Raw genomic sequence first — 20,627 nt, 5'->3', positions numbered from 1 at the left:
AAAAATCTAGACCAATCATTTAAAACTTAAGAAAAATGAAAAAAATAATATATATCGTACTTTTTTGCAACTTATTCCTATTGGGATGCAGTTCAGATTTTTTAGATAAAGCGCCTATTTCAAATGCTAATGAAGAGAATTTCTATAAATCCCAAAAGGATATTGAAACAGGGATGTGGTCTGCTTATAATTCGCTTTATACCTTGTACGGTCCTGAAAGTCTGCCGTCGTTCTATGGCGAGTTAATGTCCGACAATGCATATAGTGATAATGCTGCGGGAAGAATACAAGACTATGAAAGCTTTGAATTGCACACGATGACTATCGATAATGAGTTAGTCTTCAATTTTTGGAATAATTACTATAAAGCAATATATACTGTAAATAATAGTATTGTCAGTGCCGAAAAACTTGATTTTGCTAGTCGAGATGCTTTAATTGGAGAAGCTAAGTTTTTACGTGCGTTATACTATTTTGACATGGTTCGTGCCTGGGGAGATGTGCCATTAGTTATTACTCCAATCAGTATTGCTGATGCTTACGCACAAGGACGCACGCCAAAGGAGCAAGTTTATGCCCAAATTGTTGCCGATCTTGATTTTGCGGCAGCTAAATTACCGGTAAAAACAAGTCAGCGTTTTGTAGGTGCTGCCAGCCAGGAAGCCGCCAATACTTTACTTGGTAAGGTTTATTTAACTATGGGGAATAAAACAAAAGCTGCTGAAACTTTGTTGAAAGTTTATGGCAAGTTTAGTCTGGTACCTTATGCCGATTTATGGAATTTAACTAAGAAAAATGGTGCGTCGTCTATTTTTGAGATTCAATATAAAGGCGGTGTGTCCAATCCATACAGTTTATATTGGGCCATGTTTTCACCAGTTGACAATCGTGTGGTTACAGCTTGGGGAGGAGGATTTAATCAGATTACCAATGATTTATGGAATGCCTATGAAACTGGGGACCCAAGGAGAGATATTTCTATTCAAAATGGGTACACAACGGCTAACGGTTCATTTGTAAATGTAAAATTCCCAATTAAATGGAAAGATAAAACAGCTCCAGTTGCTGGTTTAAGGGAAGCTTCGGATAATAACTTTATCATTCTTCGCTATGCAGATGTTCTTTTAATGTTGACAGAAGCAACTTCTGATCCAAAATACATGAATGAAGTTCGTGCCCGTGTAGGATTACCAGCTTATGGAACTATAGGTTATCCAACCAAGTACAATACGGTTGAGTTAGCTTTGGAACATGAAAGTCAAGTTGAATTTGCATGCGAATTCCATCGTTGGTTTGATTTAATAAGAACTGGAAGAGCAATTCCAGTAATTAAAAGCAGTAGTAAAAATATCACTATTATAGAAGAGAAATTATTATTGCCTATTCCGTTTTTGGTAATTAACCAAAATCCAGGTGTGATTACTCAAAATGAAGCTTATAAATAGAAATTAGGGTTTTGAGTTAGTGTTAGTTTAGTTAGGAGTATAGACTGCTTCCTTGTCGAATAGACAGGTAAGTGGTCTTTCTTTTTTTGTTATGTCAGAGACATTATCTTCTTTAAATTGACTCTGCAATATAGCTATTTGTAAGGTTTTGTTCTTTTTCTTAATTTGAATAATTTTTAAACATATAAATCCACAATAATCTGGAAAAACGAATGTTAAAAGAAGCCATTGTAACAATAACAACCGCAATAATAGGAATGATTTTTAAATCGAAAGTTTCCTTAAAGAAAAATTGGGCAATAACATAGGTAGCAATTCCTTGAGCTACTGTTAAGCCATAATTGACATACATGGCACCAAAGAAATACCCAGGTTCTTTCTCAAATTTGAATTGACAATGCGAACAATACGTATTCATTTTAGGAAATCCAATATTGAAAAAAATATTCTTTTCTTTAAATACTTTGCCTTCAAGACAATGAGGGCAATCATTATTTAGGATATGAGCAATAGCGTTTGACATTTTTGTTATTTTTATCAAAGGTATTTCTTATCCACGTCATGGATGTTTTCTATATTCGCTAGTTATAGCACAATAAAGACATTTGGGAATTATGAAAAAATATCCTATTTATAACATTCAGCGGTTTAATTGCAATTCCGTGAATAGTGATTTGTACATTAACACATTCAAAAATCACTTAATAGACCATAGTTTTGTTGAAGAACCGCATCGGCATAATTCTTATGTTTTGGTCTTTTTTACGAAAGGCTCAGGAACACATGAAATCGATTTTGATGTATTTTCAATTCAGCCGGGAAGTATGTTTTTTTTGCAACCCGGACAAATGCACCATTGGGATTTATCGGATGATGTAGAAGGATTTGTAATTTTCTATTCGCAGGAAATGTATAATCTCTATTTTGGACAAAAAACCATAGGCGACTACCCTTTTTATTCTTCGGTGAATAATAAGCCTGAAATTGTATTTGACAGTCCCGAATCAAAAGCTATTTTGCCTTATTTTGAGAGTTTAATTTCTGAAACTAAAGAAAATCAAATGTTAAAGCAGGATAAAATCATGAACCTATTGGATATCATACATATTGAAATTGCCAGAAAATATAGTGAAACGCGTCTCCATGAAGCGCACCCATATAATTTGAAAATTAAAAATTTTGAAGTGCTTTTAGAAAAGAATTTTAAAATAGAAAAAGCACCTTCTTTCTATGCAGCACAATTCCACATCACGCTAAAGCATTTGAATAGGATATGCAATGAAATCTTGCAAAAAACAACAACCGAAGTGATTTCGGATAGAATCTTACTCGAAGCGAAACGCATGCTGATGGATAAAAAGTTTACCGTCAATGAAATCGCTACGGAATTAGGCTATGATGATTATTCTTATTTTACAAGACTTTTCAAAAAACATACTGGGATAACTCCGTCAGCTTTTCGTGTTTCTAAAAAGTAGTTATGAATTCACCGTAACTAAACTGGCTGCTTTTTTCGCTTTTTCCACTACTTCTTCAATAGGAGTTTCTAATGTGTCATTGACTAAAGCGACTCCCATTCTTCTATACGGTCTTGAAGTTGGTTTTCCAAAGATTCTGAAATCAGTTTTAGGTAAAGAAGCCATTTTTTCAATACCAGAATACGTTGGATTTGTGGAGTTTTTCGAAGCTAAAATCACGGCACTCGCTCCGGATTTTTCTAATGTAATTTCGAAAATAGGCAAACTCAAAATCGCTCTTAAATGCAATTCGAATTCGTTGAAATTTTGTGTTCCGGCTAATGTTACCATTCCGGTATCATGTGGTCTTGGGGAAAGTTCTGAAAAATAAACGCCGTCATCAGCTAAGAAAAATTCCACACCAAAAAGTCCTGCGCCACCCAAAGCTTCGGTTACTTTTTCGGCTATGTCTTGTGCTTCATACAAATCCTTGTCGGAAATTCTGGCGGGTTGCCAGCTTTCCTGATAATCACCTCTTTCTTGGCGGTGACCTATTGGTGCGCAAAATAAAGTAGGATTGTTATTTTGAACTACAGTCAATAAAGTGATTTCGGAATTGAATTTGACAAAAGCTTCTACAATTACTTCCACCACATCGCCACGGGAACCTTCAACGGCATAATTCCACGCTTTTTCGATATCGGCTTTGGTTTTTATCGTCGATTGTCCTTTTCCGGACGAAGACATTAATGGTTTTACCACGCAGGGCATTCCAACGGCTTCAACACCTTTTCGTAACTCATCGGCAGTTGTAGCGTAGCGATACTTGGCGGTTTTTAAACCTAATTCTTTGGCAGCTAAATCGCGGATCGCTTTTCGGTTCATGGTGAAATTTGCCGCTTTCGCTGATGGAACTACAGTAATGCCTTGCTTTTCGTAGTCATAAAAACGTTCGGTACGTATGGCTTCTATTTCCGGAACGATAAAATCAGGTTGGTGTTTAGCAACGATTCTATCTAAAGCTTCTCCGTCAAGCATATTGATGACTTCAAAATCATGGGCAACTTGCATGGCAGGAGCATTTTCGTAACTATCCACCGCAATTACAATTTGTCCGATGCGTTGGGCGGAGATTGTAAATTCTTTTCCTAATTCGCCTGAGCCAAGAAGTAGTATTTTCATATTTATCGTGTTAGGAACAGCTCGCGAGCTATACGTACTTTTTTGTTGTTTTTGCATGAGGGATAGCAGTGGAAATCCTTTTTATTCCCGTAGCGGTAGCGAAGGTAATAAAAAGATTGCAGCGGATAGCCCGACCCGCTTTTTCAGCGTGGCATGCCCATAAAAAAATAGTTTAAAGTATAAAGCGATGAAACTTTAAACCTTAAACTATTTTAAATTTTAAACAAATTTTATATTATGCAGGAACTTCGGTTAATGTTACCGCTTCTTTGATTCTGCGTAATGCTTCTTTCAATAAATCTTCGCTTGTTGCGTAAGAAAAACGGATACAGTCTGGGTTTCCAAATGCATCACCAGTTACAGTTGCTACATTCGCTTCGCCTAAAAGGTACATAGAAAAATCGTTAGCATCTTTGATGAAAGTTCCTTTCAATGTTTTTCCGAAGAAAGAAGAAACGTCTGGGAATACATAAAAAGCACCTTCTGGAACGTTGATTTTTACTCCTGGAATGTCTTTTAATAATCCAACCACTAAATCTCTACGGCTATGGAAAGCGTCAACCATGTGTTTTAAAACGCTTGGATCAGCGTCTACAGCAGTAATGGTAGCACGTTGTGCGATACTGTTAGCGCCGCTTGTTACTTGACCTTGAATTTTTGTACATGCTTTAGCAATGAATTCAGGAGCTCCAATATATCCAATTCTCCATCCTGTCATAGCGAAAGCTTTAGCTACTCCGTTTACGGTAATTGTTCTTTCTAACATTCCCGGGATGGAAGCGATGCTACAAAAAGTTCCTGAGAAATTGATGTGCTCGTAGATTTCATCAGCAACAACATAAACGTTTGGATATTTCTCCAATACTTTTGCCAAAGCTGTTAATTCTTCTCTGTTGTAAACCGATCCGCTTGGATTACAAGGAGAACTGAACCACATCATTTTTGTTTTTGGTGTGATAGCTGCGTCTAATTGTTCTGGTGTGATTTTGAAATCAGTATCTACAGAAGTGGGAACTTCTACAGGAACTCCACCCGATAATTTTACGATTTCGAAGTAAGAAACCCAGTAAGGAGCAGGTAAAATTACTTCGTCACCATCGTTTAACATTACTTGCGCAATATTGTATAAGGATTGTTTTGCTCCCGTTGAAACTACAATTTGCGATGGTTTGTACTCTAAATTGTTGTCTCTTTTAAATTTTCTACAGATTGCTTCTTTTAATTCAGCATATCCTTCTACTGGAGAATACGTGCTGTAATTTTCATCAATCGCTTTTTTTGCCGCTTCTTTAATAAAGTCTGGCGTATTGAAGTCAGGCTCGCCTAAACTTAAGCTGATGATATCTTTTCCTTGTGCTTTTAATTCTCTGGCCAAAGCAGCCATTGCTAGTGTTTGTGAAGTAGCTAAGTTGTTAATTCTGTCTGAAAGTGGATTCATTTTTTAGTTAATTGTAATTAGTTTTTTTAGTTTTTTATTTTGATGCACTAGTGTTCTAGTGTGATTATATAAGTTCCGGTTTCATTCCCAATTCTTTCAAATGCTTAAAGTGAGCGATAACTGCACTTCGCATCGTTTTATATTCGTAATAAGGCAAGTTACATTCTTGAGCAGTTTCTTTTACAATTTTTGCGATTTTCCCGTAATGCACATGACTTATATTTGGAAAAATATGGTGTTCGATTTGGTGGTTTAATCCTCCGGTATACCAGTTTACAATTTTGTTTTTTGGTGCAAAATTGGTTGTGGTAAACAATTGGTGAATCGCCCACGTATTATCCATTTCCCCTAATTCATTTGGCGAAGGATTAGTGGTTTCTTCAACTACGTGTGCCAATTGAAAAACAACACTTAGTATTAATCCTGCTGTATAATGCATTACAAAAAATCCAATAAGTACTTTCCACCACGTGATTCCAATAACGATTGGCAAAACAATCCAAATGGAGACATAAATTACTTTTGTAATGATTAAAGTGGTCCAAAGTATTTTTGGGCTTTTCGCTTCACCATAGGATAATTTTCTTTTTAGGTAACTTCTCATTTGTCTAAAATCAGTTGTTATAGCCCAGTTGAAAGTTAATAATCCATATAAAAAAACAGAGTAATATTGTTGGAAACGGTGAAAATTATACCATTTTGCTTCTTTTGTAAAACGAATGACACGTCCAGCATCTAAATCTTCATCATGACCGGGAATGTTAGTATAGGTATGGTGTAAAACATTGTGTTGCACTTGCCAGTTATAAACATTTCCTGCAAGAACATAAATAGTTCCTCCCATGAATTTATTTACCCAATTTTTATTAGAATAAGAACCATGGTTGCCATCGTGCATCACATTCATTCCCACTCCAGCCATACCAATTCCCATGACAATAGTCAATAATACATGTGCCCAAAATGGCATACCCAAAGTTAGTATCAAAAAATATGGCGCAAGAAAAACAGTGAACAGAATTATGGTTTTCAAATAAAGTTTCCAATTTCCTGTTTTTTGAATATTGTTTTCCTTGAAGTAATTGTTTACCCGCGAGTTAAGCGTTCTGAAAAACTTCAGATTGTCTTGCTTTGCAAATGTAGGAGCGGTCTTGTTCATAGAATTTTATAATAATCCCCAAAGATAATTATTATAAATTTTCAATATGCAAAATTGAGTTAAATATTTACAATCTAAAAATAGTACTTTTGTTAAAAAAATAGAACATGGACGAGATTCTTAAGTATTTTCCTTATTTAACCGATATTCAAAAAGAGCAATTCGCAAAATTGGATTTGCTATACCACGATTGGAATGAAAAAATCAATGTCATTTCGAGAAAAGATATTGATGCTTTATATACCAAACACATTTTACATTCGTTGGGAATTGCAAAAATTATAAAATTTGAACCGGGAACTTATGTTTTAGATGTTGGTACAGGCGGTGGATTTCCTGGAATCCCATTGGCGATTCTTTTTCCGGAAACGCGTTTTTTTCTGATTGATATTATTGCCAAAAAAATAAAAGTGGTTCAGGCTGTTGCCGAAGCATTAGAACTGAAAAATGTAAAAGCCGAACAATTGCGTGCCGAAAATGTAAAAGGGGATTTTGATTTTATCGTGAGTCGTGCGGTAACAAATATGCCTGATTTTGTTTCTTGGGTGAAAACCAAAATCAAAAAAAATAACAAACACGAATTGAAAAATGGTATTCTCTATCTAAAAGGAGGCGATTTAACCGAAGAGTTAAAAGATTTTCCAAAAGCTACAGAATACAATTTAGCGGACTTTTTCGAAGATGAGTTTTTTGAAACAAAGAAAGTAGTTCATGTTCCGTTGAAGTTTGTGGTGTAAGGTTTGTTTTGTGATATCGAATTTGTGTCTGTAAACTAGAAAAACACATAATTTAAAAATAATAATTTAATGACAAATAAATTAAAATTAGTTTGCTTTTTGTTGTTGCTATTGGTGGCAGCTAATGGTATTGCACAAAAATCAGATGTAGGGAATTGGTTTGCTTATTTGGGCAACCAGAAAATAAATGACAGATGGAATTTTCATAATGAAGTGCAATATCGAAATTTTAATTTCGCAGGCGATCTCGAACAACTGCTTATTAGGACAGGTTTAGGTTATAATTTATCTGAAAATAATAATAATGTATTGCTTGGTTATGCTTATATTCATTCAGAACCTTATATAGCGGGAACAGATGATAAATCTCTAACAGATGAGCATAGGATTTTTCAGCAATTTATTACAAAACAACAGTTTGGACGAGTGAGTATTTTACATAGATATCGTTTTGAACAACGATTTCTTCAAGATGATTTTAAAATGCGTTTGCGTTATTCTCTCTTGTTAAATATTCCAATAAATAAAAAAGTGATGGAGAAAAATACTGTTTATGCCTCATTGTCAAACGAAGTCTTCATTAATACAAAACAAAATCATTATGATAGGGACCGTGTTTATGGTGGTGTGGGATATTGTTTCAGTAAATATATTAAAGTTGAGGCGGGTGTGATGTCACAACTTTTGCCAACAAAGAGTAGAACTCAATTTCAAATTATGATTTTTAATAACCTGCCTTTTTAATTTGTTTGTATAAAATGGGGAAAAATGCTTCCTGTATATTTAGTGTAAAAACAAAACCCACAAGAACTCAAATGACTTGAATTCTTGTGGGTTTTTTTATCTAAAATGAGATTACTTTGTTGCTCGTAAAGATTTATTCTCCTAAAAACGCATATCTATAATCCTCAGGAGTTACAAATGTTTCTTTGATTGTTCTTAAAGATACCCAACGTAATAAGTTCAATGCAGAACCTGCTTTGTCATTGGTTCCTGACGCTCTTGCACCACCAAAAGGTTGCATTCCTACAACTGCTCCCGTTGGTTTGTCATTGATATAGAAATTACCAGCAGCATTTTGCAATTTGGTAGTTGCTTGCTCAATTGCATAACGATCTTGACTAAAAACAGCACCTGTTAAAGCATATTCTGAAGTCGTGTCAACCAGCTCTAAAGTTTCTTCCCATTTAGCATCTTCGTAAACAAAAATGGTCATAACAGGTCCGAATAATTCGGTTTCCATTGTCGTGTAATGTGGGTTTGTAGTTACGATTATGGTTGGTTCAATAAAATATCCAACAGATTTATCATAATTACCCCCAACGATAATTTCGGCATCAGTATCTTTTTTGGCTTGGTCAATAAAACTCGCCAATTTGTCGAATGAACCTTCGTGAATTACAGCAGTAATAAAGTTACCAAAATTTTCCGGAGAACCCATTTTCATAGATTTTGTATCGGTGATTAGTTGTTCTTTAATTGCTGGCCACAAACTTCTTGGAACATACGATCTTGAAGCGGCGGAACATTTTTGACCTTGAAATTCGAAAGCGCCACGTACAATTCCTGTTGCCACTTGTTTTGCCTTTGCACTTGGATGTGCGATGATAAAATCTTTTCCTCCAGTTTCACCTACAATTCTTGGGTAGGTTTTATAATGGTGGATGTTTGTTCCAATTTTTGACCAAATATCTTTGAATACATGTGTTGAACCTGTAAAATGGATTCCTGCAAAATCGCGGCTTGCCAAAATAGTCTCAGTAATCATCAAAGCATCTCCAAAAACTACGTTGATAACACCATCAGGAACTCCTGCTTCTTTGAAAACTTCAATTATGATTTGTGCTGAGAAAACTTGGCTGTCGCTTGGTTTCCAAATCACAACATTACCCATCATTGCGGCACTTGCAGGAAGATTTCCAGCAATGGCAGTGAAGTTAAAAGGAGTAATAGCATATACAAAACCTTCGAGAGGTCTGTATTCTAATCGGTTCCACATATCCGAATTAGATTTTGGCTGATCGCCGTAAATTTGAGTCATAAATTCTACGTTGAAACGTAAAAAATCGATCAATTCACAGGAAGCATCAATTTCGGCTTGATGGATGTTTTTGGACTGTGCAATCATTGTTGCGGCATTTATTCTTGCTCTGTAAGGTCCGGCAATCAATTCAGCTGCTTTTAGGAAAATAGCTGCTCTTTGTTCCCAAGCCATATTTGCCCATGCAGTTTTTGATTCTAATGCATTTGCAATCGCTTTTTCAACATGTGCTTTTTCAGCAAGATGGTACGTTCCTACGATATGTTTATGATCGTGAGGAGCGGTCATGTTTTTTGTATTACCAGTTCTAATTTCTTCGCTTCCAATGTATAATGGCACATCGATTTTAGAATTCCACATTTTTGTGTAAGCGGCTTGAACAGCTGCTTTTTCAGGTGAATTTGGTGCATACCCTTTTACTGGTTCGTTTACCGCTTTTGGTACATGAAAAAATCCTTTTAACATATTTGTAAAGTTATAAAATTAGAAATCTTTGTAGTGTATTTTAAATAATGCACAAAAGTACGAAGGATTGTTTGAAAAAAAACATTTTTTGCTGTAAACTAAAAGGGATAGTAGAGGAAGTGGTGTTTTAGCCCAGATAGAAATGGAAAGCTTTTTGTAGTCTCGTTATATTTTTTCTTGTGAAATAAGAGCGACTTTAGAAGCTCCTTATTTTACTTAGAAAAAAATAAATGAGGCGACGAAAACTTGAAATGAATAGCTGGATAAGCTACTAAAAAAAATGGAGATAAATTCTAATTCAAGGCGAATGGAGCGCACAACCTAAAGGTAGGTACGATAACTTTGAAATTTTTTGTAGAAGTAAAATTGATCATGTTAAAATGCCCTTTCATTGCACCATAAGGAGACGATAATAAGCATCCAGAACTGTAGGTGTGGAATTCACCTGGTTTTAAAACGGGTTTTTTTCCAATAATGCCTTCGCCATCTACCACTTCTATATCATTAAGAGAATCGAAAATTTCCCAATGGCGAGAAATTAATTGAACAGAATCTTTGCTATGGTTTTCGATTGTGATTTCATAACTAAAGGCAAAGTGAATCTTATAGTTTTTGAAGTAGGTGCCTTCAAAACTAGTCAATACCGATATCTTTATGCCTCTTGTTATTTGAGAAACCATGATAAATAAGTGAATAGGTGCTTAATAATGACAAATTTACAAAAATTTGATTTTGTATAGTCATTTTTAGAAAAGTTTTTTTTAGTTGATGATATTTAATGAATTTGCCGTCCCTTTTCCAATGGCTCTGTCATATCGGCCGGTGTTTTCTCGGTAATATACCATTATGAAATAATCATTTTCTGTTTGATAAAAATTTCCGTCAATTGCATTTTCATGGTCGATAATTCCTTTGTTGTCTGCAATTGTATATTGGAAATTTGTAAATCCTTGTTTTATTAAAACTGCTTTTTCATAAACGCCCTTTTTTTCATTATAATCCATTTTATATTCGGGTGTCAGATTATAATTATTGAACATACCGTTTATGTAAATGTCTTTATTCATTCTAAAAGTAGGAGCCGAAAGACTAAAATACACCCAGGCATAATCGGCTTCAATTTCATTATTGGTTGCGTTTATGTTCTTGACAACAAAATTTCCGTTTATATCTTGTGTTACAGAATAGGGGAAATTTGTTCGTGCATTACTGGTATATAAATAAGAACTATAGATTTCATTATTTGAATCTACGCGAGCTACATTATTATTAGCAGCTCTAATGTCTTTGTTTTCAAAATATAAAAACTCGTTTCCTGCCCAAAATTGGGTTTGCGTATCGTATTTATAAATCAAATCATTTCCAATCGTGTATTGGGGGACAATATTTGTAATCGCATCATTGAATTGTCCATTTTGAAATAAAACTACTTTCACGTTTTTCAATGGATTTTGAAAAGTAATGGTACTGGATTTAATAGTAAATTCCAGGTTATGTTTAAATTCCAAATTACTAACGGTTCTGGCTCTTTTTACTTGGATAGGAATTGTGACAACATCTTCATAAAGAATAAATTTTCTGGAGAAAACGGCTTCTTTGTTGTTGTTTAAAATTTTCAGAATGTAATTACCGCTGATCAATAATTGTGTAAACTGATTGGGAATAGCTAGTCTATAATGGGAATAAAGTTGTAAGGCATTGAAAGAATTGGTATAATCTGAAATTCTTTGGTTGTCAAAACCTCTTAAATACTCGCTTTTAGGGATTTCTGTTGGTTTCCAATTATAATCACAATGGGTTATTTCGTAATAATAATCAGCTTCATTACCAAACAAATCGTCAAATTGCAACTGAAATCCTTCTCCTAATTTAAAAATTGGAATTACATTCTGTTCACTTTGTACAAAAGAAATTGTCTTAATATTATATGGCGGAGCAATCTCTTTTTCTACTTGTGCAGTAGCCGAAGTGATTATAAAAAGCAGAACTATTTTTTGAAAAAAAGCTTTAAACATAATATATTGGATTGCTAAAATGTAAATATAGCGAATTAAGCAATACTATTATTATGCCAATTATAAGGTAGCTTTATTTGATTTGTCCTAAATCTATTTAAAACAAACAGGGATGATTTCGCCTTTCGCCAAGCAATATTTTTCTACTAATTCCGGTGCTATTTTATTAGTATAATCTTCTTCAATTACTTTAAAACCAATGCTTCTTAATTTGTCAAAATAATCGCGGCCATAAATACGAACATGATCGTATTGTCCGAAGATTTTTGCTCTTTCTTTCTGATCAGTAATGGTATCGTCTGCAAAAGTAGTGGCTCTGGATAAATCTTGTGGGATTTGTAAAATGGCCATTCCGCCTGGTTTCAAAACTCGATATAATTCCTGCATTGCTTTTGTATCATCTGGAATGTGTTCCAAAACGTGATTGCAAAGAATAACATCATATTGATTGTCCTCGAAAGGCAAATCACAAATATCCGCTTTTACATCAGCTAGTGGTGAAAATAAATCGGTGGTGGTATATTCCAGGTTTTTTTGATTTCGAAATAATTTATAAAAGGCTTGTTCTGGTGCAAAATGAAGGACTTTTAATGCTGAATTCGTTTCAGTATCTCTTAATTTTATTTTTTTAGTATTTGTAACTGAAGAACCTGAAACAAGTTCAGGTTTAAAAAAATCAGTCTCTTCATTTAAATACAGCCACAACAAACGGTGTCTTTCCAAGGAAAGTGTACTTGGCGAAAGCACATTATTTCGTTGTGTCCCGTAACCATAAGGCAGGAACATTTTGAAACTTTTCCCGTCAATAGGATCAGTAAATGTATTTCCTTTTAATGCTAATGCAAGAACTGGACGGGCCACGTAACTTAAACGGATAAGTAGAGGACGGGGGATGGTATTGAGTATAAGTTTAAAGAGTTTTTTCATTATAGAACTAAAGGTATTTTTCTAAACTCGTCTTCTTCATTACTCACAATTCCTAATGCTTTGTAGATGTATCCAAAAGTCGATAAAATCTCAGGTTTTCCATCGATAATTGCAACATCATGTTCAAAATGGGCACTTGGTTTTCCATCGGCAGTAAGGATTGTCCAGCCATCTTTTAATTGTTTGATGTTTCGGGTTCCCATATTAATCATAGGCTCAATGGCCACAACCATTCCTTCAACAAAAAGCTTTCCTCTTCCTTTTTTACCATAATTAGGCATTTCGGGATCTTCATGCATTTTTTGTCCTACTCCGTGTCCTACTAATTCACGAACGACACCATAACCATGTGCTTCATTGTATCTTTGAATAGCATTTCCAACATCTTCCACGCGGTTTCCTAATTTTAATTCTCGGATTCCTACGTATAAAGATTCTTTGGTTATTTGTAATAGCTTTTTAGTTTCGGGGGCTACTTCGCCAATTTCAAAAGAATAAGCGTGATCGCCATGGTATCCATTTTTATAAGCACCACAATCTACCGAAATAACATCGCCACTTTCTAATGGTTTGTTATTTGGAATTCCGTGAACTACTTGAGCATTCGGACTCATACAAAGTGAATTTGGAAATCCGTACAAGCCAAGGAAACTTGGTTCAGCTCCATGATCACGAATGAATTCTTCGGCTAATTTGTCTAAATATAAAGTAGTGACTCCTTCTTTTATTTCAGAAGCAATCATTCCTAATGTTTTTGATACGATCAATGCGCTTTCTCGCATCAATTCTATTTCTTCACGTGATTTTACAATAATCATAATTTCGAATTTTCAGTTTGCAAAAGTACAATTTTATGAGAACTTTTGATGTCAAATATTTGATAATAAAAAAGCTGTTCCAATTAGAACAGCTTTTCTGAGTTTTATTTAAATCGGATTTAAATATTTTGATCCAAATCACTTCTATGTTTTACAACAAAGAATGACACGTCATAACTTCAGGTTTTTGAATGCCCATCAACTGCAAAATAGTTGGAGCAATATCACCCAAAACTCCATCATGAATAACCCTTAAGTCTTTATCCACTAAAATAATTGGGACTGGATTTGTTGTGTGAGCAGTATTAGGACTTCCATCAGGATTTATCATGGTTTCGCAGTTTCCGTGATCCGCAATTACAATGGTAGTATAATTATGAGCTAATGCAGCTGTAATTACTTTTTCGACACATTTATCAACGGCTTCACAAGCTTTTATTGCAGCACTCATAATTCCGGTATGGCCTACCATATCGCCATTGGCAAAATTAAGACATACAAAATCAACTTCTTCTTTTTCAAGTTCAGGAACTAAAGCATCAGTAAGTTCAAATGCGCTCATTTCTGGTTGCAAATCATAAGTAGCCACTTTTGGAGAATTTTTCAAGATGCGACTCTCGCCAGCAAAAGGTAATTCTCTCCCGCCAGAAAAGAAGAAAGTCACGTGAGGATATTTCTCTGTTTCGGCAATACGAATTTGTTTTTTATGCGCTTTTTCTAAAACTTCACCAAGGGTTTCGGTAATGTTGTCTTTGTTATAAACAACTTTTACGTTTTTATACGTTTCGTCATAATTAGTTAGCGTTACATAATACAAATTTAATTTGTGCATGTTTTGCTCATGGAAATCTTGTTGCGAAAGCGCTTCTGTCAATTCTCTCCCTCTATCCGTTCTGAAATTGAAGAATATTACAACATCATCATCTTCAATAGTAGCGATGGGTTTGTCGTTATCATCAACCACAATCATTGGATGAATAAATTCATCAGTTACATTAACTTCATAACTTTCTATTATCGATGCAACTGGATTTTTAGTGTGGGTACCAGTTCCATTTACTAATAAATCGTAAGCTAGTTTTACTCTTTCCCAACGTTTATCACGATCCATTGCATAATAACGTCCAATTACAGAAGCTATTTTCACGGTAGTATTTGCAATATAATCTTCTAAATCCTGAATGTAGTTTTTACCCGATTTTGGATCAACATCACGACCATCAGTGAAGGCATGAACGAAAACTTTTTGCAATCCGTATTGTTGTGTTGCATCAATCAAACCGCGTAAATGTGAAGTATGGGAGTGAACACCACCATCAGAAACGAGGCCTAGAAAGTGTACTTTTTTATTGTTTTCTTTAGCATAAGTAAAAGCATCAACCAATACTTGTTCTTTTGCCAAAGTATTATGTGCTACGGCAAGATTTATTTTAGCTAAATCCTGATATACTATTCGTCCAGCACCAAGGTTCATGTGACCTACTTCGCTGTTTCCCATTTGTCCTTCCGGCAAACCTACATTTAGGCCATCGGTTCTAAGTTGGGCACTTGGGTAATTTTTATAAAGGCTATTTATAAATGGTACATTGGCATTATCAATTGCAGATACCTTAGGGTCAGGAGATTTTCCCCAACCGTCCAAAATCATAAGAATTACTTTTTTGTTCATAGGAATATATTTTGAGCAAAGATAAAGCATTTCTAAAAATGTTCGAAGCAATCGAAATCACTATTATTCATTCGTAACTTAACAATAACAAATAATGATGATTTTGTTGCAGAAAACGAGCTTTTCTAAAATTAATGCAACTTAGAATTTATTTTTCACTTCGTTATAATCAATAAAATAACGAATACTTATTGAGAAAACATGTTTTAGTTGATCGTTAGTCAATAAAGTAGTAACTTTTTTTCCAAAGTCTTTGTCGATTTCTCTTTGAAAATTAGCAGCATTGTTTCTATATAAAATAGAAATTTCACTACCTGGGGCAAACCACCAGGAATAAGAAATATCACCATTCCAAGAGAAAAAACTTGAATTTTTGTTTTCAGTATAATTGGAATAATCCGTTAATCTGCCGTTTTGTTCTAATGATAAAAAATTCTTGTTCTCGGCAAAAGACCAATAATGGCGCAAGGAAAGATTAAAAGTCATTTTACTGTTGATGGAGTATTTTCCGGAAAGAGAGTTGGAGTAGGTAATCACATTTCTATTGGCAAAAATGATAGTGTTTGGCGTTACCGAATTTAAATCATCATTTATACTGTCTATATATCCTTTGTTATTGTTTTGTCTAAAAAAGCTAAAGCTATAATTCAATGAAAATTTATCATTGAAACGGTATCTTGGACCTATGTCGATACCATACGAATTTCTTCCAGGTTCACTCAAAATAGCAAATGAGGGATTTATATCAATTGCAAATTTATTATTATAATTCGAAGAAAACATAAACCATCCTCCAAATCGTTTTGGGAAAATTAAATACCTGTTTTCTGTCCTAGGCTCATAATAATCATGGGATTCGATCGGATTGGCATTTATTCCTAATCCAAAATAATGGTTTTGTTTATTGTTTGAATTAATATTAAAATTGATATTATTGCCTTGAATTTTTCCGGTCTCTTTTTGAAACTGGGTGTACATATTGATATTTGTATTGAACGTATTGAAATATTTGGTTGGGTTTAATATCCTATAATTTACATTTCCATAAATTGCATAATAGTTGGTTTCAAAATTGATTCCTAAATCATTGTTGTCGAAATTTTTTGAGAGAATTTCTGTTCCTAAACTATATCTGTATTTTCCAGAAGTCTCAGCAAAGTTTAACGATGTCGCAGTTCCTTTTTTGTCTTCAGTGTCGTTTATGTAACTGTATTTAAAATTTCCGGAAAGATTATAGGTGTTTTTCTTTGTGTTTAAATCCCAAACTAATGCAGAAACATTTCCGTCACGAAAACTCCCGTTTCGGGTAACATTAGTATTCACAAATGAAATTGAGGAATTTTTTCGAAAGCGCTGGTCCAGAACCAAAACATTATAATTTGCTAATGGTTCCACCAGTTCTTTTCTTATTTCTTGAGTATCATTGTTTTGTATTGACGCATACGTTTTTTCAGTAACGGCATTTAAGATTCCTATTCCCAAACCATCTTTTGTTCTGCCGGATACTTTTAAGGCATTGATAAGATTAACGCTTGATGGATTGTCAATAATTTTTTCATCACTTGCAGTAGCTGGATAATTTGAAGGTTTTCCTCCAATTCTTCTCGAATAAAGTAAATTTCCTTTGCTGAATAAATCGGTTCCTTCGGTGAAAAAAGGTCTGTTTTCATTAAATTGTTGTTCGAATGGACCTAAATTTAAAATCTGATCATCATATTTTGTTTGGCCAAAATCAGGAATAAGAATAGCATCAAGTGTAAAAGCATCGTTTATGCCATACTTTATATCCAGACCACCTTTGATTGTTCCGTATGTTTTTTGCTGTGAATTTGCATTTACATAAAAAGAAGAATACGGTAAAAGAAACAGTCTGGTAGGTGTTTTTATATTTTCAATTCCTTCCAAAACTCCGGTTTGTTGTGTAAAAGTCCCAATTTTTGAATCAATAAAATTCCAACTGTATTTATGTTTATCACGTTTTATTTCTCTGAAAAAATTGAGCCCCCAAGTTTGTTTGTTTTCACCTGAAAATCTCAAAGCGGCATACGGAATTCGCATTTCTACAATCCAGCCAAAATCGGTAATAGTAGCTTTGCTTTTCCAAACGGCGTCCCATGAATAATCTTCTCCATTAGTGTCGGTCGTAATACAATCAGCTTGTCCATCAGATGCGGACACGTAAAATTGAAAATCTTGCTGCCCGTCATTAAAACCATTTACAAAAACTCCAAAAAGGTCCGAAGCACCAAAGTTATCTCTTTGTGCTATTTCTTTCATTATTTTATTAGGCTCGTCATCATACATTGCCGCCGCTATATAGATAGCGTCATTGTCATATAAAACTTTTACTTCTGTTTTTTTATTTTCAGGAATACTCTTTCCATTATCTGGTGCAAACATGATAAAATCCTTTGCTACCGGGAGAGATTTCCATGTGTTTTCGTCCAGTTTTCCGTCTATGATTATATTATTGGGAATGAATTTAGTTTGTAACACTTTTTTTTGGCTGTAGCCAAGAAATGAAAACAAGAGGAAACTTAGGAAAAGTATTTTTCTCATGATTTTTTTGATTGATGTGATTGATGATAAAGCGATGCGAAAATATAATTTCAATAATAGACTGAGTTTTTAACAAATTGTTACAGCTTTTAGAAAAAAAAAGCAAGAGTCACATTATTAAGTCTATTTCATAGAGTTGAAAAACGATTGTTTTTGAATTTTATTTTGACAAAGTGGCAAGTTGCAAAAAACTTTAAAATTTATTTTTCACCACATTATAATCAATAAAATAGCGAAGACTAATTGAAAAAATATTAGTCAGGTTACTGTCAAAAACATTTTTGAAATTAGTTGATAACTCTTTTTGAACATTTCGAGTACTTTCGAGTGCATAGTTTCGGTATAAAATAGAGATTTCACTGCCTGGGGCAAACCACCAAGAATACGATAAATCAAAATTCCAGGAATTAAAATTCCTGTTTTTATTTAATGAATACGCATTATTTTGAACCAAATAACCATTATCCTGTAAAGTAAGGAATCCCTGATTTTCAGAATAGGACCAGTAATAACGAGCCGTTAGGTTTAGCGTCATTTTATTGTTTATGGCATATTTTCCAGTAAGGTCATTTTGTAATATTTCCCTGTTACGCTCCGCAAAAATGATTCCCGTGTTGTCTTGGTCTACCCAACCTCTATCATTTACTTTTCGAGTATATTGGATGCCATGTGCTATTGAAAGTTTATCGTTGAATCTGTATTTGACACCGCCATTTAACATATAAGTTGCTCTCTGATTTTCATCAAATTTAGTTATTGATGTTTCAGCTTCATAAGTAAATGGTTTGTTTTGATCACTAACAAATGCAACATATCCCAAAACACTTTTAGGAATATAAACATATCTTCCTGCTTCCCGAGGTTCATAAAAATCATATCTATTTATAGGGTTTATTCTTAAAAATAATTCGAAATAATTATTTTTTAAGGTTGTTGCTTTTATTTGGGTAATAGAATAGGCCTCCTGTGTTTTTCCTGTTGTATTTTGGGTTTCTAAACTTAATTCTTGATAAACTTTAAAAGTGTTAAATTTATTTGTTGGATTCAATATTCTATAACTGCCATTTGCAGCAATGCTGTTATAGTTAGTGTAAAAAATGATTCCAAGGTCATTTATATCATAATCTTTAGAAATGTATTTCCCTGAAAGTATATATCTATATTTTCCACTTGTTTTTGCGAAATTTAATTCTGTTTTGTAACCATCGTAATCTTTGATGGTATTTATAGAGCTGTATTTGAAATCGCCATATAAATTATAAGTGTTTGATTTTGTTTTCAAATCGAATAATGCTGCTGAAACATTAGCATCTCTAAAGCCACCATTACGAGTTGTATTTGTGTTTACAAATGCAACGGACGAATTTTGATTAAAACGTTGGTCTAATACCAATATATTATAATTTGTAAGTGGTTCTATGACTTCTTTTCTAGTTTCATTCGTATCATTATCACGAATAGTAGCGTATGTTTTTTTTGTAACAGCATTCAAAAGACCAATTCCTAAACCTTTTTCTGTTCGTCCAGAAACTTTTACAGCATTTAGTAAATTAACAGTACTTGGGTAATTTATGATTTCTTCATTAGCATCAATTGTGGGTTCTGTGCTTGGAGCTCCACCAATTCTTCTGGAATAAAATAATCCTCCTTTATTGAACAAATCGGTACCTTCTGTAAAAAAAGGTCGGTTTTCATCTAGCTTTTGTTCAAAGGGTTCAAGGTTCAAAATAGCATTGTCAAATTTTGTCTGTCCAAAATCAGGTACTAAAATGGCATCCAATGTAAAGGAATCGTTGATGCCATATTTTATATCTAAACCAGCTTTAAATGTAGTTCCTGAAGCAATATCATTTTCTTGGTAATAGGCAGATGAATAGGGAATAAAGAAAAGTCTGGTCGGTGTTTTTATATTTTTAATTCCTTCTAGAATACCTGCTTGCGGAATTACAGCACCAATTTTTGTGTCCACGCGATTCCAAGTGTATTTTTGATTGTCTCGTTTTATTTCACGCATAAAATTCAGTCCCCAAGTTTGTTTTTCCGCATTTGAAAATCGTAACGCTGCATAAGGGATTTTCATTTCTACTGCCCAGCCAAAATCGGTTATGGTTGCTTTACTATCCCAAATAGCGTCCCAAGTGAAATCTTCACTGTCTTCTATTGCTAAACAATCCATTTGAACTCCTGCTGAACTCACAAAAAAACGAAAATCTTGTTGTCCGTCATTAAATCCGTTGATACTAACAGAAAAGTTATCCGAAACCCCAAAAACATCACGGTTTGTAATTTCTTTTTTTATTTTATTAGGTTCATCATCATATAATAAAGCAGCAATATAAATGGCATTGTTATCATATAGCACTTTAACTTCTGTTTTCTTTTTAGAACTTATTGGTCTTCCATTATCAGGTTCAAACATTATAAAATCGGTAGCAACGGATTCTTTCTCCCAAATTTCCTCGTTAATTTTGCCATCAATAGTGATGTTTTCTGTAGTGGATTTTGCCAAAAGAACCTTTTTTTGGCTATAGGTATTGAAACTATATAATAGTAAAAAAAATAGTGCTGTAGATTGAAATTTGGACATAAATTGTGAGTGTATCAAAACAAAAATAACAAAATTAACATAGTAAGTGATTTTTTTATGAATTTTTACTCAATATTTCCCTCCCTTATCCGTTATAGTTGGACTAAAGTTTTGTTAAATTATTTTCA

Annotated in this window: 16 protein-coding genes; 4 read left to right on the top strand and 12 right to left on the bottom strand. The window is 33.9% G+C overall.

Annotation, left to right across the window (positions count from 1 at the left end):
• Positions 1-35 precede the first annotated feature (35 nt).
• A complete protein-coding gene (locus ACM55K_RS05815) occupies positions 36-1,445 on the top strand; it encodes a RagB/SusD family nutrient uptake outer membrane protein (protein WP_416849298.1) in 1,410 nt (469 codons plus the stop codon).
• 160 nt (positions 1,446-1,605) lie between these two features.
• On the opposite strand, the gene ACM55K_RS05810 is transcribed toward ACM55K_RS05815, so the two are convergent.
• Positions 1,606-1,968 carry a DUF983 domain-containing protein gene (locus ACM55K_RS05810; RefSeq protein ID WP_416849297.1) on the bottom strand — a complete coding sequence of 121 codons (363 nt, stop codon included), beginning with the start codon at positions 1,966-1,968 and terminating at the stop codon, positions 1,606-1,608.
• A gap of 91 nt (positions 1,969-2,059) precedes the next feature.
• On the opposite strand from ACM55K_RS05810, the gene ACM55K_RS05805 reads away from it, so the two are divergent.
• Positions 2,060-2,923 carry an AraC family transcriptional regulator gene (locus ACM55K_RS05805; RefSeq protein ID WP_416849296.1) on the top strand — a complete coding sequence of 288 codons (864 nt, stop codon included), beginning with the start codon at positions 2,060-2,062 and terminating at the stop codon, positions 2,921-2,923.
• Here ACM55K_RS05805 and purT read toward each other — a convergent pair whose 3' ends face one another.
• The 3 genes from purT to ACM55K_RS05790 all read right to left on the bottom strand — a co-directional run bounded on the left by purT (position 2,924) and on the right by ACM55K_RS05790 (position 6,681).
• Positions 2,924-4,084, bottom strand: a complete 1,161-nt coding sequence (gene purT, locus ACM55K_RS05800; protein ID WP_416849295.1) for a formate-dependent phosphoribosylglycinamide formyltransferase — start codon at positions 4,082-4,084, stop codon at positions 2,924-2,926.
• Between the two features lie 235 nt (positions 4,085-4,319).
• Positions 4,320-5,522 carry a pyridoxal phosphate-dependent aminotransferase gene (locus ACM55K_RS05795; RefSeq protein WP_416849294.1) on the bottom strand — a complete coding sequence of 401 codons (1,203 nt, stop codon included), beginning with the start codon at positions 5,520-5,522 and terminating at the stop codon, positions 4,320-4,322.
• Between the two features lie 64 nt (positions 5,523-5,586).
• Positions 5,587-6,681: a fatty acid desaturase family protein gene (locus tag ACM55K_RS05790; RefSeq protein ID WP_416849293.1), complete on the bottom strand. Its 1,095-nt coding sequence runs from the start codon at positions 6,679-6,681 to the stop codon at positions 5,587-5,589.
• Positions 6,682-6,788: 107 nt separating this feature from the next.
• On the opposite strand from ACM55K_RS05790, the gene rsmG reads away from it, so the two are divergent.
• Both rsmG and ACM55K_RS05780 read left to right on the top strand, forming a co-directional pair.
• Positions 6,789-7,418, top strand: coding sequence for a 16S rRNA (guanine(527)-N(7))-methyltransferase RsmG (gene rsmG, locus ACM55K_RS05785; RefSeq protein WP_416849292.1), 630 nt, complete (start codon positions 6,789-6,791; stop codon positions 7,416-7,418).
• A 69-nt stretch (positions 7,419-7,487) separates the two neighbouring features.
• Complete coding sequence (locus tag ACM55K_RS05780) at positions 7,488-8,162, top strand: DUF2490 domain-containing protein (RefSeq protein ID WP_416849291.1); 675 nt, start codon at positions 7,488-7,490, stop codon at positions 8,160-8,162.
• 133 nt (positions 8,163-8,295) lie between these two features.
• Here ACM55K_RS05780 and pruA read toward each other — a convergent pair whose 3' ends face one another.
• The 8 genes from pruA to ACM55K_RS05740 form a co-directional block, all read right to left on the bottom strand.
• Positions 8,296-9,924: an L-glutamate gamma-semialdehyde dehydrogenase gene (gene pruA, locus ACM55K_RS05775; protein WP_416849290.1), complete on the bottom strand. Its 1,629-nt coding sequence runs from the start codon at positions 9,922-9,924 to the stop codon at positions 8,296-8,298.
• 293 nt (positions 9,925-10,217) lie between these two features.
• Positions 10,218-10,604, bottom strand: coding sequence for a Co2+/Mg2+ efflux protein ApaG (gene apaG / locus ACM55K_RS05770; protein WP_416849289.1), 387 nt, complete (start codon positions 10,602-10,604; stop codon positions 10,218-10,220).
• Positions 10,605-10,685: 81 nt separating this feature from the next.
• Entirely contained in the window at positions 10,686-11,939 is a 1,254-nt protein-coding gene (locus ACM55K_RS05765) for a type IX secretion system plug protein (protein WP_416849288.1), read from the bottom strand.
• 93 nt (positions 11,940-12,032) lie between these two features.
• A complete protein-coding gene (locus ACM55K_RS05760) occupies positions 12,033-12,866 on the bottom strand; it encodes a class I SAM-dependent methyltransferase (protein ID WP_416849287.1) in 834 nt (277 codons plus the stop codon).
• Positions 12,866-13,684 (bottom strand): type I methionyl aminopeptidase, encoded by an 819-nt coding sequence (gene map / locus ACM55K_RS05755; RefSeq protein ID WP_416849286.1) that lies wholly within the window; start codon positions 13,682-13,684, stop codon positions 12,866-12,868. The genes ACM55K_RS05760 and map overlap by 1 nt, the downstream gene beginning before the upstream one ends.
• Positions 13,685-13,835: 151 nt before the next feature.
• Positions 13,836-15,353 (bottom strand): 2,3-bisphosphoglycerate-independent phosphoglycerate mutase, encoded by a 1,518-nt coding sequence (gene gpmI / locus ACM55K_RS05750; protein ID WP_416849285.1) that lies wholly within the window; start codon positions 15,351-15,353, stop codon positions 13,836-13,838.
• A 141-nt stretch (positions 15,354-15,494) separates the two neighbouring features.
• A complete protein-coding gene (locus ACM55K_RS05745) occupies positions 15,495-17,912 on the bottom strand; it encodes a DUF5916 domain-containing protein (protein ID WP_416849284.1) in 2,418 nt (805 codons plus the stop codon).
• A 193-nt stretch (positions 17,913-18,105) separates the two neighbouring features.
• Positions 18,106-20,499 (bottom strand): DUF5916 domain-containing protein, encoded by a 2,394-nt coding sequence (locus ACM55K_RS05740; protein WP_416849283.1) that lies wholly within the window; start codon positions 20,497-20,499, stop codon positions 18,106-18,108.
• Positions 20,500-20,627: the final 128 nt, after the last annotated feature.

Source organism: Flavobacterium arabinosi (assembly GCF_048158725.1).
Taxonomy (GTDB): Bacteria; Bacteroidota; Bacteroidia; order Flavobacteriales; family Flavobacteriaceae; genus Flavobacterium; species Flavobacterium arabinosi.
The sequence above is the reverse complement of the archived record's forward strand: the minus strand, read 5'-3'. Positions and strand labels throughout refer to the sequence as shown.

Bases quoted from the DNA above. Each gene is read 5' to 3' on its own strand.
- ACM55K_RS05815 (WP_416849298.1), top strand. From the start codon at position 36: ATGAAAAAAATAATATATATCGTACTTTTTTGCAACTTATTCCTATTG.
- ACM55K_RS05810 (WP_416849297.1), bottom strand. From the start codon at position 1,968: ATGTCAAACGCTATTGCTCATATCCTAAATAATGATTGCCCTCATTGT.
- ACM55K_RS05805 (WP_416849296.1), top strand. From the start codon at position 2,060: ATGAAAAAATATCCTATTTATAACATTCAGCGGTTTAATTGCAATTCC.
- purT (WP_416849295.1), bottom strand. From the start codon at position 4,084: ATGAAAATACTACTTCTTGGCTCAGGCGAATTAGGAAAAGAATTTACA.
- ACM55K_RS05795 (WP_416849294.1), bottom strand. From the start codon at position 5,522: ATGAATCCACTTTCAGACAGAATTAACAACTTAGCTACTTCACAAACA.
- ACM55K_RS05790 (WP_416849293.1), bottom strand. From the start codon at position 6,681: ATGAACAAGACCGCTCCTACATTTGCAAAGCAAGACAATCTGAAGTTT.
- rsmG (WP_416849292.1), top strand. From the start codon at position 6,789: ATGGACGAGATTCTTAAGTATTTTCCTTATTTAACCGATATTCAAAAA.
- ACM55K_RS05780 (WP_416849291.1), top strand. From the start codon at position 7,488: ATGACAAATAAATTAAAATTAGTTTGCTTTTTGTTGTTGCTATTGGTG.
- pruA (WP_416849290.1), bottom strand. From the start codon at position 9,924: ATGTTAAAAGGATTTTTTCATGTACCAAAAGCGGTAAACGAACCAGTA.
- apaG (WP_416849289.1), bottom strand. From the start codon at position 10,604: ATGGTTTCTCAAATAACAAGAGGCATAAAGATATCGGTATTGACTAGT.
- ACM55K_RS05765 (WP_416849288.1), bottom strand. From the start codon at position 11,939: ATGTTTAAAGCTTTTTTTCAAAAAATAGTTCTGCTTTTTATAATCACT.
- ACM55K_RS05760 (WP_416849287.1), bottom strand. From the start codon at position 12,866: ATGAAAAAACTCTTTAAACTTATACTCAATACCATCCCCCGTCCTCTA.
- map (WP_416849286.1), bottom strand. From the start codon at position 13,684: ATGATTATTGTAAAATCACGTGAAGAAATAGAATTGATGCGAGAAAGC.
- gpmI (WP_416849285.1), bottom strand. From the start codon at position 15,353: ATGAACAAAAAAGTAATTCTTATGATTTTGGACGGTTGGGGAAAATCT.
- ACM55K_RS05745 (WP_416849284.1), bottom strand. From the start codon at position 17,912: ATGAGAAAAATACTTTTCCTAAGTTTCCTCTTGTTTTCATTTCTTGGC.
- ACM55K_RS05740 (WP_416849283.1), bottom strand. From the start codon at position 20,499: ATGTCCAAATTTCAATCTACAGCACTATTTTTTTTACTATTATATAGT.